The organism is Peribacillus butanolivorans (assembly GCF_001273755.1).
Classification (GTDB): domain Bacteria; phylum Bacillota; class Bacilli; order Bacillales; family DSM-1321; genus Peribacillus; species Peribacillus butanolivorans.
The window spans coordinates 1-13,000 of record NZ_LGYA01000006.1 but is presented as its reverse complement, the minus strand read 5'-3'; the positions used below and the strand labels follow the sequence as shown (position 1 = coordinate 13,000).

Genomic DNA, 13,000 nt, shown 5'->3' with positions numbered 1-13,000 from the left:
CGCCAAGCCATTCAAAAAGATCAGCCATCCTTGGCTGGTCTTTTTCGTATATCAGATTTTCCATAAGTCATTTCCTATTGGAAGGTAGTTAGAATAATTAGGGGTTGAACCTTTCAGACCTAATCCATTCAAATATTAAAAATGGTACCTTAGATTGGCTTATTTTAAGGAATTGCACTATACAGGGGTAATCATCATTAGGCATAGTTTTCATCAACTCTGCCCACCATTCTGTTTCATAACGGGCTATTATACTTAGGTTATAAGAGATTAAATAATGAATTAAAAGTTCAGGTAATAAAAAAGCTGACGAACTTTTATTGAGGGATAACATGAATTGTTCCTCTATCAAGTTATACCGTATAGGAGAAGGGGCATTATAAACAAGAACTTTATCTGTTTGTATTAGCAGTTTTCCAGGAGTTTCTGTAAGGTGATATATATGATTTATTTTTGATGTCAAAAACTCCTCGAAGCGGCTACTAGTCATTTGATAGCTATCCAATATGGTAGAAGGCAATTGAAAACCATCAGAAGAAGGTAACAGAGGTATAAAATTTTTACGGGAAATATTCCATGCAAGGCTTTGCATATCTGGAATTTCCTTTAATAATGTTCCCATAGAAAATTTTTCACCTTCCATATGTTTTAAATTAAATATTTTTTCAGCAATACAGGTGAAAAGTCCATTCTTTTGCGTTTTTACCTCATCTTTTAAAAAGTCGTATTGTTGCTTTTTTCTCTTTCTTGTAGTTACCCCATGAGCAAGCAACGAAGTGGACTCCGGGTAGTTGGGATCAATGGTAAGTAGACAGGCCTTTAATAATTGGGTAAATCCATAAAAGGATAAAATTGGTTGGATGGAAAGTGGTGCTATAGCAGCCTGGTTATAATAGGTTTTCGCATGTTCAAGATGGTATATAAAAGGATAACAGTTTTCGTAACTTTTTATTTCTGCATCTTCTATTTTTTCATGTGTGTAACATTTTTGTAAAAAAAGTTGAGATGAAGATGCAGAAAAAAAAGGCGTATATTTATCGAAATTATCATTGTTTTCAGGCATTGCAGCCTCTCCTTTGAATTGATAGAATAATCTAACATTTATTTCTCTTCTTGACAGTAGTATGTCCTATTGATAACCTACAAATAATATTTTTAAGCAGGAGGGGAAAATTATGTGGGAAAATAAATTTGCAAAAGAAGGTTTAACCTTTGATGATGTCCTATTAATTCCAGCGAAATCAGAGGTTTTACCGAAAGATGTTAACCTTCAAGTCAGCTTAGCCGAGAATTTAAAGCTTAACCTTCCTATCATCAGTGCAGGAATGGATACCGTAACAGAAGCAGAGATGGCAATTGCTATGGCTCGTCAAGGTGGGTTAGGTATTATTCATAAGAATATGTCGATTGAAGCACAAGCTGAATTAGTTGATAAAGTAAAACGTTCAGAAAGCGGTGTTATTACAGATCCATTTTTCCTAACACCAGATCACCAAGTGTTTGATGCAGAGCATTTAATGGGTAAATACCGTATTTCGGGTGTACCAGTTGTTAATAATGAACAGGATCAAAAACTTGTTGGTATTATTACGAACCGTGATTTGCGATTTATTTCCGATTTTTCCTTGAAGATTTCTAGTGTTATGACAATAGAGAATCTGGTTACAGCTCCAGTTGGAACTAACTTGGAACAAGCCGAGAAAATTCTTCAAAAGTATAAAATTGAAAAACTCCCTCTTGTAGACGATAACGGTGTATTAAAAGGGCTTATTACAATCAAGGATATCGAGAAAGTCATTGAGTTCCCTAATTCAGCAAAAGATAAGCAAGGTAGATTACTCGCAGGTGCTGCTGTCGGTGTGACTAAAGATACAATGAAGCGTGTAGAAATGCTTGTTAAGTCTCAAGTAGATGCAATTGTACTTGATACTGCTCATGGTCATTCAGCAGGCGTCCTTGACGCAGTAAAGGAGATTCGTGGAAAATATCCTGAACTTACTATCATCGCTGGTAACGTGGCTACTGCGGAAGGAACGAAAGCACTGATTGAAGCAGGAGCCGATGTTGTTAAAGTGGGAATTGGACCAGGATCTATTTGTACTACAAGAGTTGTAGCTGGTGTAGGCGTTCCTCAAATTACGGCCGTTTTCGATTGTGCAACAGAAGCAAGGAAACATGGAAAAACAATTATCGCTGATGGCGGAATTAAATACTCGGGTGATATCGTTAAAGCTCTAGCCGCAGGTGGTCACGCAGTCATGCTTGGAAGTATGCTTGCCGGTGTAACTGAAAGCCCAGGTGAAACAGAAATCTTCCAAGGACGCCGTTTTAAAGTGTACCGGGGAATGGGTTCTGTTGCAGCAATGGAAAAAGGTTCTAAGGATCGTTACTTCCAGGAAGATAATAAGAAATTTGTTCCAGAGGGCATAGAAGGACGCCTTCCATATAAAGGACCTCTTTCAGATACTATTTTCCAACTGATCGGTGGTATTCGTTCAGGAATGGGATATTGCGGTACAGCTTCATTAGAAGATTTGAGAGAAAACTCTCAATTTATTAAAATGACTGGTGCGGGGTTAAGGGAAAGTCATCCACATGATGTTCAAATTACAAAAGAAGCGCCGAACTATTCATTGTAATAAATTTAACTTATAATTGTCATTAAAATTTAAAGTAAAAATAGGCAGGGTCTCCGATGACTCTGTCTATTTTTTTTATTTCTTCTGTGATAAACTAAACAAGGATTAAGGGAAATAGATAGAGTTTCTTCTTTTGTTATAGAGATAAGCTTAATAGTTGGAGGTATTGGAAATTGAAAAAAATCAGCAAGATTACCCTCATTTTCACTTTTGTTTTTGTTCTTGTTATGTCGCAATTTGCCTATCAACCGGGGGAAGCTGAAGCTGAATCTGATAATTTAGGTTTAAAGGCAGAGGCAGCCATCATTATAGATGGTAAAACAGGACAAATCGTGTATGAAAAAAATGCCGATAAAGTATTAGGGATTGCATCCATGTCAAAAATGATGACAGAATATATCATAATGGAGTCAATTGAAAATGGGAAAATCACTTGGGATCAAAAAGTTAAAATAAATAAGTATGTACATGATCTTTCAAAAGCACCGAATTTGTCGAATGTTGGTTTAACAGAAGGTGAAGATTATACAGTTAAGGAACTATATCAAGCAATGGCTGTCTATTCAGGAAATGCAGCGACAGTAGCCTTAGCTCAGCTAGTTTCAGGTAGTGAAAAGAATTTTGTAAAATTGATGAACGAAAAAGCAAAAAAGCTAGGTCTGAAAAACCATAAATTCGTCAATGCCAGCGGCTTGAATAACTCTAATTTGTTAGGGGAGTATCCTACTGGTAAAAAAGATGAAGAAAATGTAATGACAGCAACTGATACAGCACTTCTTGCTTATCGTCTTATTAATGATTATCCGGAAGTATTAAAGTATGCCAGCATTTCTAAATTGAAGTTCCGTGATGGGAAAGAGTATCCAAACTTCAACTGGATGTTACCTGGTCTGATTTTTGAATATAAAGGTGTAGACGGTTTGAAAACAGGTTCTACTGACTTTGCCGGTTATGGTCATACGGGGACAGTTATCCGAGATGGTCAACGTTATATTACAGTGGTTATGAAGTCTACTACAAAAAATGAACGCTTCAGGGATAGTACTAAGCTGATGGACTATGCATATAGAACATTTGAAAAAGAAAAAATTCTTCCTGCCAATTACCAAGTGAAAGGGAAAGAAACCCTTTCGGTAGTTAAAGGTAAGGAGAAAAATGTTAATATCCAATCTAAAAAAGCGATTGAACTGCTTGTTGAGAATGGTGAGAAAGAAAACTATAAAACAGAATTAGTGATTGATAAAAACAAATTGGACAAAGACGGTAAGTTGACTGCACCAATCAAAAAAGGTGAGAAAGTTGGCTACATCACTGTTACTCCTAAAAGTGGTAAAGATTACGGGTATATTAACGGGGATTCAGCGAAAGTTGACGTCGTAGCTGCAGAATCTGTTGAAAAAGCAAACTGGTTTGTGTTATCAATGCGAGCAGTTGGTGGATTCTTTGGTGATGTATGGAGCAGTGTATCTTCTACTGTAAAAGGCTGGTTTTAAGTTTCGTGTATAAAACGGTTGCGTAATGTATAAAATTATAGTACATTATGGAAAAGAATTTGATTATGAGAAAGCCATGACAGGATATAGTAACAAATATTTCTTTCTAAAGAGAGCCGATGGCTGGTGGAAATCGGTGTTAGAGTTTTGTGAATCCCTCCTGGAGCAGAGTATGGAACACCTTAATTGGGTCAGTAATTACTTTCGGTTAAAAGCCGTTATCGTGATAAGTGGAAGGTGTTTTTCATATGCCTTCAACTAGGGTGGCAACGCGGGTTAACTCTCGTCCCTTCTTCAGGGGACGGGAGTTTTTTGCGTTCTCTGATAAATTATCAAATCATAAATGAGGAGGAACTGTAAATGTTGGATTTGAAATATGTACGAAATAATTTTGAAGAAGTGAAACGTGTTCTGCAATTTAGAGGAGAAGATTTAACTGATTTAGGTAAATTTGAAGAGTTAGACGTGAAGCGTCGATCTTTAATTGCTGATACAGAAAAACTGAAAAGTAAACGGAATGAAGTTTCACAGCAAGTAGCTGTATTGAAACGGGAGAAAAAAGATGCAGACCAGTTGATTGTGGAAATGCGTGAGGTTGGTGATCAAATCAAAGGATTTGATGATGAACTTCGTGAAGTAGAATCCCAGTTAGAAACGCTGCTGCTTTCTATCCCTAATATTCCACATGAAAGTGTACCAGTGGGTGAAACGGAAGATGATAATGTTGAAATCCGTAAATGGGGCGAATTGCCGCAATTTAAGTTTGAACCGAAACCACATTGGGATGTGGCTGGAGATTTAGGAATCCTTGATTTTGAACGGGCAGCAAAAGTGACCGGAAGCCGATTTGTTTTTTATAGAGGCCTCGGTGCTCGTTTAGAGCGTGCGTTAATTAGTTTTATGCTTGACCTTCATGTTGAAGAACATGGATATGAAGAAATGCTGCCTCCATATATGGTGAACCGTGCAAGCATGACAGGCACAGGTCAGTTACCTAAATTCGAAGAAGATGCTTTCCGTATTGAGAGCGACGATTATTTCTTGATTCCAACAGCTGAAGTGCCTGTGACAAATTTCCATCGTGATGAAATCCTAAGCATAGACGATCTGCCGATAAGCTATGCAGCATACAGTGCATCTTTCCGTTCAGAAGCAGGTTCTGCTGGTCGTGATACTCGTGGGTTAATTCGCCAGCACCAGTTTAATAAAGTGGAATTAGTGAAGTTTGTAAAGCCAGAAGACTCTTATGCAGAATTGGAAAACCTTACAGGACATGCTGAAAAAGTGCTTCAATTGCTAGGCCTTCCTTATCGAGTATTAAGCATGTGTACAGGCGATCTTGGTTTCACTGCTGCGAAAAAGTATGATATCGAAGTCTGGATCCCGAGCTATGGAACGTATCGTGAAATTTCTTCTTGTAGTAACTTCGAAGCATTCCAGGCTAGACGGGCTAATATCCGTTTCCGCCGTGATGTTAAAGGGAAACCAGAACATATTCATACACTAAATGGGTCAGGATTGGCAATCGGCCGGACAGTTGCCGCACTATTGGAAAATTATCAGCAGGAAGATGGCAGTGTTGTCATCCCTGAAGTATTACGACCTTATATGCGCGGTGTGGAAGTCATTAAACCATAATGTTTCAAAAGTATAAAAGGAACAGTTTCTCGTAATAGAGAAACTGATCTTTTTTTATTTGGTTTAATAATTATTTTAAAAAAATGTTCTAAGAGTGCTTGACTTTGATTTTGATTCAATGTATTATAATAAATGTTGATACGGAGGTATACCCAAGTTCGGCTGAAGGGATCGGTCTTGAAAACCGGGAGTCAAATCCCGCGGGGGTTCGAATCCCTCTACCTCCTCCATAACTTATTAATAACCACAGCGCATAAATTGGATATCGTTAAATTCCGTTACATCTCTGTAACGGAATTTTTGTTTTCTAATATAATAAAAAACCACTGGGATTCCCGGTGGTTTTTCATTATTTATATTTTTCGTAATAATCTGGTTTGCTCCATATATTCAGCGATCCGTTTTATAAGTGATTCAATACTAGTCTCATCTTGCTTAAGGTCATATTCATTTATATTTAATCGAAGGACCGGACAGGCATTAAATTGATCAATCCATTCTTCGTAACGGCCGTGCATTTCTTTCCAATACTCAATAGGAGTGTGCTGTTCCATCGGCCGCCCTCGTTCTTGGATCCGGTCGAGGATATCATCAAGTGATCCCTCGAGATAGATAAGCAAGTCAGGATGAGGGAAGTAGGGTGTCATTACCATCGCGTTGAATAGGCTTGTGTACGTTTCGTAGTCTACTTCGTTCATTGTCCCTTTTTCATAATGCATCTTTGCAAAAATTCCTGTGTCTTCGTAGATGGAACGATCTTGGATAAAACCGCCGCCATATTCAAAGATTTTTTTCTGCTCTTTAAACCGTTCAGCGAGGAAATAGATTTGCAGGTGGAAACTCCAACGATCAAAATCATCGTAAAATTTATCCAGGTAGGGGTTCGTATCAACCTTTTCAAAAGATGTCCTAAATTGTAGGGCATTCGCTAATGCATTGGTCATGGTCGATTTACCTACACCAACTGTCCCTGCTATCGTAATGACGGCGTTGTTTGGAATATTATACTTCTTTCGTAAGTTCATGTGGCTGTACTCCTTTTTGCAGGGCAATCTCTATTTGGATGATTATCGTGTTCAAGTCATCCCTATTCCCAACGAAGTCTAATTCATCTCCGTTAAATGTCAGAACAGGTATGTCAGGGTGCTGTTTCTCAAACGTTTCCATAAATGTTTGATAATCTGAAGATAACTGCTCTAAATAATGGGAGCTGATATTTTTTTCGAATTCTCGGCCTCTTTTGCCGATTCGGGACAGAAGAGTATCCAGACTTGCATTTAAATAAATAACCATATTTGGTTTCGGCATATCTCGAGTTAAGATATTGAATATTTCAAGGTATTTATTGTATTGTGTGTTTTTTAACGTACGTTCAGCAAATATTAAGTTCTTGAATATATGGTAATCAGCCACCACGGCTTGGTCATTAGTAAGGAACTTCGTTTCAATATCTTCTAATTGCTTGTAACGGTTACATAGAAAAAACATTTCTGTTTGAAAGCTCCACTCATCGATATTGTTATAAAATTTCCCGAGAAATGGATTCTCATCAACAATTTCCTTTAATAGTGAAATTTGGAAATGGTCAGCGATAACTTTTGCTAGTGATGTTTTCCCTACACCGATTGGACCTTCGACAGTGATAAATGGGGTGGTTTTCATCCATTCTGTCCTCCTTCAATGAGGTATCGGACTGAAACTCCCAGTTTATTAGGTTTCAGCCAAGAGATATTGTATCACAGACTTGAAGCTTAAGTGATATTTTTGTCCGGTGTTAATGAAGGAGAGTTTAGGAGTGTCATGCGAGGGTAGTGGAATGTCAGTGCCTAGTTGGGTGGAGTCTTTCAATCAAAACGCCTCCGCTTTTTTGTGTGGAAGCTTTGAGAACATGATTCATCATCGTTAACGCATAAAGGTTATCTTCTTTTGATGCAGAAGCGATACAATCCTCAGGGATCCATAATTGGTACTCTCGCATATAGGCATCATTAGCCGTGAATAACACACAGATGTTACCAGCAATGCCGGTAAGAATTAAGGTTTCCACCTTCAGTTGTTTAAGCAGTGTATTAAGGGCGGTCCCATAAAAAGCCGAATGCTTCGGTTTGATGAGAAAGAACTCATCTTTTTGTGGTTTGATTTTTTCAATTAGCTGAGCATTTCCTTTATTTTTACAGGTGTCGATAATCTTATCGAAGTCAGCCTGCCATAAATCATAATGGTCATTGATATAAATGATAGGGAATCCCTTTTCTTTCATGTGCTTTTTCAACTTCAGTATTGGCTCGATGATAAGCTTCGTATGTTCAAGGAGCATGTCACCGTGATTGAAATTAAAATCATTAATTATATCAATGATAAGCAAAGCAAAGGAAGGGGAAGTAGATTTATTCATGTTATATCCTCCTTATATTGTTTGAATTTACTTGCAGCCGGTAGGTCGCTTGCGTTACTATTCATTAGAATAAGTAGTATGACCTTTATTTTGTCTTATATTTGTCTGTTTACTCCTACTTAATATGAGGGGGTTTTTTTATGAAAGATGATGCCTATTACATGAAATTGGCTTTAAAGGAAGCTGAAAAGGCGCAGATGTTGAACGAAGTGCCGATTGGAGCTTTAATTGTGATAGATGATCAAATAGTTTCGAGGGGGCATAACTTGCGGGAAACAGAGCAGAATGCTACTGCCCACGCGGAGCTACTTGCGATTAATGAGGCTTGTGGTTCACTTGGTAGTTGGCGCCTTGAGAGGGCGACACTTTATGTAACGTTGGAACCTTGCCCTATGTGTGCTGGGGCTATTCTGCAATCGAGGGTGAAAAGGGTCGTTTTTGGCGCCCATGATCCAAAGGCAGGCTGTGCAGGGACATTTATGGATTTACTTCAAGACGAACGCTTCAACCATCAATGTGAGGTTACAAGCGGTGTGTTGCGGGACGAGTGCGGAGGGATCCTGACAGCCTTTTTTAGAGAGCTTAGGAATCGAAAGAAAACCTTGAAAAAGGAGAAAGTACTCAAAAAATTGGAAGAAAATAAATAACCTTGTCTGAATACTTGATGTGCGTGCCTTTTTCCTTTTATAAAGATTAGGGAAATAGACTGTTCAATGAACAAGGCTTGCGTTTTTTTTGTTACCTTAGTATAATGAATTATGCGTCGATGAGACGCTATGAAAATTGGTATTACATTTGCCGTGCTAGACGGGGAGGTAGCGGTGCCCTGTACTCGCAATCCGCTCTAGCGAGGTTGAATTCCTTCTCGAGGTTAGCGTACTGTAGGGTCTGCCTTAAGTAAGTGGTGTTGACGCCCGGGTCCTGCGCAATGGGTCTCCATGAACCATGTCAGGTCCGGAAGGAAGCAGCATTAAGTGGAAGTGCTCATGTGCCGCAGGGTTGCCTGGGCCGAGCTAACTGCTTAAGTAACGCTTATGGTTGCTAATCGACAGAAGGTGCACGGCAGTTATTTTACATAATCAAAAAACTCATTCGTATCGGGTGAGTTTTTTTGCACGTTAAGAAGTTAAATTAGTTGGAAATTTCGAAAAGAATATGACAATCAGTGAGTTTTCTTTAAGCTGACTTTGAAAATAAGGAAATCAGTAATGTATAATAAACAAGATGGAGAAAATAAGGATTCCGTGGGGTATCAAGCATTATACCGGGTATGGCGGCCGCAACAATTTATTGATGTAGTTGGGCAGGAACATGTAACAAAAACGTTGCAGAATGCCCTAATCGGGCAAAAGGTTTCGCATGCCTATTTATTCTCCGGTCCACGTGGGACAGGGAAAACGAGCGCTGCCAAAATTCTTGCAAAAGCAGTGAATTGTGAGCATGCCCCGATAAGTGAACCCTGTAACGAATGTGCTACCTGCCGCGGAATCACTGATGGCTCCATATCAGATGTTATTGAAATTGATGCAGCATCCAATAATGGTGTCGAAGAAATCCGTGACATTCGTGATAAGGTCAAATATGCACCGAATGCGGCTACATATAAAGTTTATATTATTGATGAGGTACATATGCTCTCACAAGGGGCCTTCAATGCGTTATTAAAAACATTGGAAGAACCGCCAAAGCACGTTATTTTTATATTAGCAACGACTGAACCTCATAAGATTCCGCTAACGATTATTTCGCGTTGTCAACGGTTTGATTTCAAAAGAATTCAGCCGCAGGATATTGTTGGGCGTATGGCTCAAATCATTGCTGAAACAGGGGTTTCATGTGATGAACAGGCCTTGCATATTATTGCGAGAGCAGCTGAAGGCGGGATGCGTGATGCGTTAAGCTTGCTTGATCAGGCAATTTCATTCAGTTCAGAGACGGTATCTGTAGAAGATGCATTGACTGTCACTGGTTCTGTTTCGCAGGCATTCTTAAGTCGGTTGGCAAAGGCAATTTATGATAAAGAAGTAGCAGTGGCACTTGAAGTACTTGATGAATTGTTGGCTATGGGAAAAGACCCAGCTCGGTTCATTGAAGACATGATTTATTATTTCCGTGATATGTTGTTGTACCAAACAGCACCAGCTCTCGCTGAATCCTTTGAGCGTGTGTTAATCGATCCGCAATTTAAAGAATTATCAGAAGTCATCTCTTCTGAATCGATTTATTCCATTATTGAAAGTTTCAATCAAACACAGCAGGATATGAAATGGACGAATCACCCAAGGATTTTCCTTGAAGTGGCTCTTGTGAAATTATGTAATGAGCAAAGACCAAATCAAATGGACAATGGGCAGATTCAACAATTGCTTCAGAAAATAGAGGATTTGGAAGTTAAATTACAGGAAATACAGAGAAGTGGCATCTCAGCGGCTGTGGCAGAAAAGCCTGCAGAACAGGCAAAATCACAACGGGTTATTAAAAAGGCTTATAAAGCACCGACAGGCAAGATTAATCAAGTTTTAAAACAAGCTACGAAACCAGATTTGAACGTTGTGAAAAGCAAGTGGGGCGAAGTACTTGAACAATTAGGTCAGCAAAACCAAAAGTCATTAGCGGCTTTATTAACAGAAGCAGAACCTGTTGCTGCGTCAACTGAGGCTTTTGTGGTAAAATTCAAATATGATATCCATTGTCAAATGGCAATGGAAAATAACCGTTTCGTGGAAGTGATTGCCTCAATCATGCAGCAATTAACTGGTCGCCGTATGGAGATAGCTGGAGTTCCAGAGAGCCAATGGCAAAGGTTGCGGGAGGACTTTATTTCAACACAGCAGTTCGAAGGTACAGAAGAAACGGAATCAAAAGAAGAAGACCCCTTTATAGCAGAGGCTAGAAAATTAGTCGGCGATGATTTACTTGAAATTAAAGAATAATTGGAGGTAGGAAAAATGGGTATGCGCGGTGGTAATATGCAAAACATGATGAAGCAAATGCAGAAGATGCAAAAGAAGATGGCAGAGGCACAAGAAGAGCTAGGTGAAAAAAAGATTGAAGGTACTGCAGGCGGTGGAATGGTAACAGTTATTGTGACAGGCCATAAAGAAATAGTCGATGTAATCATCAAACCAGAAGTTGTTGACCCAGATGATATCGATATGCTTCAGGATTTAGTATTAGCTGCTACCAATGATGCACTAAAAAAAGCAGAAGAACTGACAAACCAGACGATGGGGCAATTTACTAAAGGAATGAACCTTCCAGGTATGTTTTAAGCAAGTTCAAAAGAAACTTCCTTTCAGGAGGTTTCTTTTGAAATTTTTAGGAGGAATTTGATGCATTATCCAGAACCGATTTCCAAGCTTATTGACAGCTTTATGAAATTGCCGGGGATTGGGCCGAAAACGGCTGCGCGATTAGCCTTTCATGTGTTAAGCATGAAGGAAGATACTGTTTTGGATTTTGCAAAAGCGCTGGTAAATGCGAAGCGGAATCTGACGTATTGTTCAGTCTGTGGTCATATCACAGATCAGGATCCCTGTTATATCTGCGAGGATCAAAGGAGAGATAGAAGTTTAATCTGTGTCGTACAGGACCCGAAAGATGTAATAGCGATGGAAAAAATGAGAGAGTTCAATGGCTTATACCATGTACTACATGGCAGTATTTCACCGATGGACGGAATCGGTCCGGAAGATATAAATATTCCCGATTTATTAAAGCGCCTGCAGGACGAAACAGTGCAGGAGGTCATTTTGGCTACTAATCCTAATATTGAAGGAGAAGCAACTGCCATGTATATTTCGCGGCTGCTCAGACCATCAGGGATTAAGGTGACAAGAATTGCCCATGGACTTCCTGTTGGCGGAGATCTGGAGTATGCGGATGAAGTGACGCTATCAAAAGCAATAGAAGGAAGAAGAGAAATATAAGATAGCTGGGAGGACTTCACTTGTTCTTTCGTAAAAAAAAGCGACTTCGAAATGAATTCAATGAGGCATTAATTGAAGAGCTTGAACAATTGAAACGGAATTGGCATAATCAAAAATCTTTACTTGAAAAAAGCGTAGACCCATCTGAGGAAGTAATTGCTCAAGCAAGACTAGCGGAAGTGAAATATTTTTACTTATTTAGAGAAGTGAAAAGAAGAAACGTCCGCATTCAACGGTGATAACAACAGAGTGGTTATAAAGGAATGCCCTTTATAACCACTTTTTTATTGGGTTGAGTTCTTAAGCCAGGACTCCCTTCATATAAGTGTAGTACAAGCTTACGGGGAGGAATGAGTTGTGGAACCAGTTGTTTTTGTTGCCGTAATTGGAGGCTTGATCTTAATGCTCCTCATTATCGGTGCACCTATAAAACCCATTCGGTTTCTAGGGCAGGGGGTAATAAAGATTATTATTGGTGCGGTCTTTCTATTTTTTTTAAATACGTTAGGGAATCAAGCGGGCATTCATGTACCCATTAATCTCGCCACTTCAGCAGTTGCCGGTCTGCTTGGAATACCGGGAGTCGCGGCGTTGGCTGCCATTGGTTACTGGATTATTTAAGGGGAATCTGATTGAATATTAAAGGTAATAAAAGCCTCAAGGATATTGTCTTGAGGCTTTTATCTATATATAAGTTAGAAGTGTATTAATGTTTTTTTGCAAAATCTTGATTTAACTATTGACGAGAAATAAACAAACTGATAATATATTAGGAGTCGCCAACAACGACAACCATAACATTCAATCGGAAAAACAATATAAAATAAATGTTGACATAAGATTAAATGGATGGTAAGATAATAAAGTCGCTTACGAGATAAACGACACTGAAATTGCTCTTTGAAA

13 protein-coding genes, 1 tRNA gene, 1 other RNA gene and 1 other annotated feature are annotated in these 13,000 nt (G+C 38.9%); of the genes, 11 read left to right on the top strand and 4 right to left on the bottom strand.

Annotated elements, in window-relative coordinates:
* Positions 1-97: 97 nt before the first annotated feature.
* Positions 98-1,063 carry a YaaC family protein gene (locus AKG34_RS25130; protein ID WP_053348894.1) on the bottom strand — a complete coding sequence of 322 codons (966 nt, stop codon included), beginning with the start codon at positions 1,061-1,063 and terminating at the stop codon, positions 98-100.
* A 112-nt stretch (positions 1,064-1,175) separates the two neighbouring features.
* Between AKG34_RS25130 and guaB the strand changes: the two genes are divergently transcribed.
* From guaB to AKG34_RS25110, 4 genes are all read left to right on the top strand, one after another.
* Positions 1,176-2,639, top strand: coding sequence for an IMP dehydrogenase (gene guaB, locus AKG34_RS25125; protein ID WP_053348893.1), 1,464 nt, complete (start codon positions 1,176-1,178; stop codon positions 2,637-2,639).
* A gap of 173 nt (positions 2,640-2,812) precedes the next feature.
* Complete coding sequence (locus AKG34_RS25120; protein WP_236695048.1) at positions 2,813-4,132, top strand: D-alanyl-D-alanine carboxypeptidase family protein; 1,320 nt, start codon at positions 2,813-2,815, stop codon at positions 4,130-4,132.
* 67 nt (positions 4,133-4,199) lie between these two features.
* Positions 4,200-4,426, top strand: a binding site (T-box leader).
* Between the two features lie 66 nt (positions 4,427-4,492).
* Positions 4,493-5,770: a serine--tRNA ligase gene (gene serS / locus AKG34_RS25115; RefSeq protein WP_053348892.1), complete on the top strand. Its 1,278-nt coding sequence runs from the start codon at positions 4,493-4,495 to the stop codon at positions 5,768-5,770.
* A 142-nt stretch (positions 5,771-5,912) separates the two neighbouring features.
* Positions 5,913-6,000: transfer RNA gene (locus AKG34_RS25110), tRNA-Ser, on the top strand.
* Between the two features lie 123 nt (positions 6,001-6,123).
* On the opposite strand, the gene AKG34_RS25105 is transcribed toward AKG34_RS25110, so the two are convergent.
* The 3 genes from AKG34_RS25105 to AKG34_RS25095 form a co-directional block, all read right to left on the bottom strand.
* Positions 6,124-6,795, bottom strand: coding sequence for a deoxynucleoside kinase (locus AKG34_RS25105; RefSeq protein WP_053348891.1), 672 nt, complete (start codon positions 6,793-6,795; stop codon positions 6,124-6,126).
* Complete coding sequence (locus AKG34_RS25100) at positions 6,773-7,432, bottom strand: deoxynucleoside kinase (RefSeq protein WP_053348890.1); 660 nt, start codon at positions 7,430-7,432, stop codon at positions 6,773-6,775. Before AKG34_RS25100 ends, AKG34_RS25105 begins: the two co-directional genes overlap by 23 nt.
* Positions 7,433-7,589: 157 nt before the next feature.
* The gene (locus AKG34_RS25095) at positions 7,590-8,165 is read right to left on the bottom strand and encodes a cysteine hydrolase family protein (RefSeq protein WP_053348889.1); all 576 of its coding nucleotides are present in this window, start codon (positions 8,163-8,165) and stop codon (positions 7,590-7,592) included.
* A gap of 140 nt (positions 8,166-8,305) precedes the next feature.
* Here AKG34_RS25095 and tadA point away from each other — a divergent pair, with 140 nt between their 5' ends.
* From tadA to AKG34_RS25065, 7 genes are all read left to right on the top strand, one after another.
* Complete coding sequence (tadA, locus tag AKG34_RS25090) at positions 8,306-8,812, top strand: tRNA adenosine(34) deaminase TadA (RefSeq protein WP_053348888.1); 507 nt, start codon at positions 8,306-8,308, stop codon at positions 8,810-8,812.
* Between the two features lie 151 nt (positions 8,813-8,963).
* Positions 8,964-9,228, top strand: an RNA gene (ffs, locus tag AKG34_RS27300) — signal recognition particle sRNA large type.
* Between the two features lie 181 nt (positions 9,229-9,409).
* Positions 9,410-11,098, top strand: a complete 1,689-nt coding sequence (gene dnaX / locus AKG34_RS25085) for a DNA polymerase III subunit gamma/tau (RefSeq protein ID WP_053348896.1) — start codon at positions 9,410-9,412, stop codon at positions 11,096-11,098.
* A 21-nt stretch (positions 11,099-11,119) separates the two neighbouring features.
* Complete coding sequence (locus AKG34_RS25080; protein WP_053348895.1) at positions 11,120-11,437, top strand: YbaB/EbfC family nucleoid-associated protein; 318 nt, start codon at positions 11,120-11,122, stop codon at positions 11,435-11,437.
* Between the two features lie 60 nt (positions 11,438-11,497).
* Positions 11,498-12,094 (top strand): recombination mediator RecR, encoded by a 597-nt coding sequence (recR, locus tag AKG34_RS25075; protein WP_053348887.1) that lies wholly within the window; start codon positions 11,498-11,500, stop codon positions 12,092-12,094.
* A 20-nt stretch (positions 12,095-12,114) separates the two neighbouring features.
* Positions 12,115-12,333: a YaaL family protein gene (locus tag AKG34_RS25070; protein WP_053348886.1), complete on the top strand. Its 219-nt coding sequence runs from the start codon at positions 12,115-12,117 to the stop codon at positions 12,331-12,333.
* A gap of 118 nt (positions 12,334-12,451) precedes the next feature.
* Positions 12,452-12,715, top strand: coding sequence for a pro-sigmaK processing inhibitor BofA family protein (locus AKG34_RS25065; protein ID WP_053348885.1), 264 nt, complete (start codon positions 12,452-12,454; stop codon positions 12,713-12,715).
* Positions 12,716-13,000: the final 285 nt, after the last annotated feature.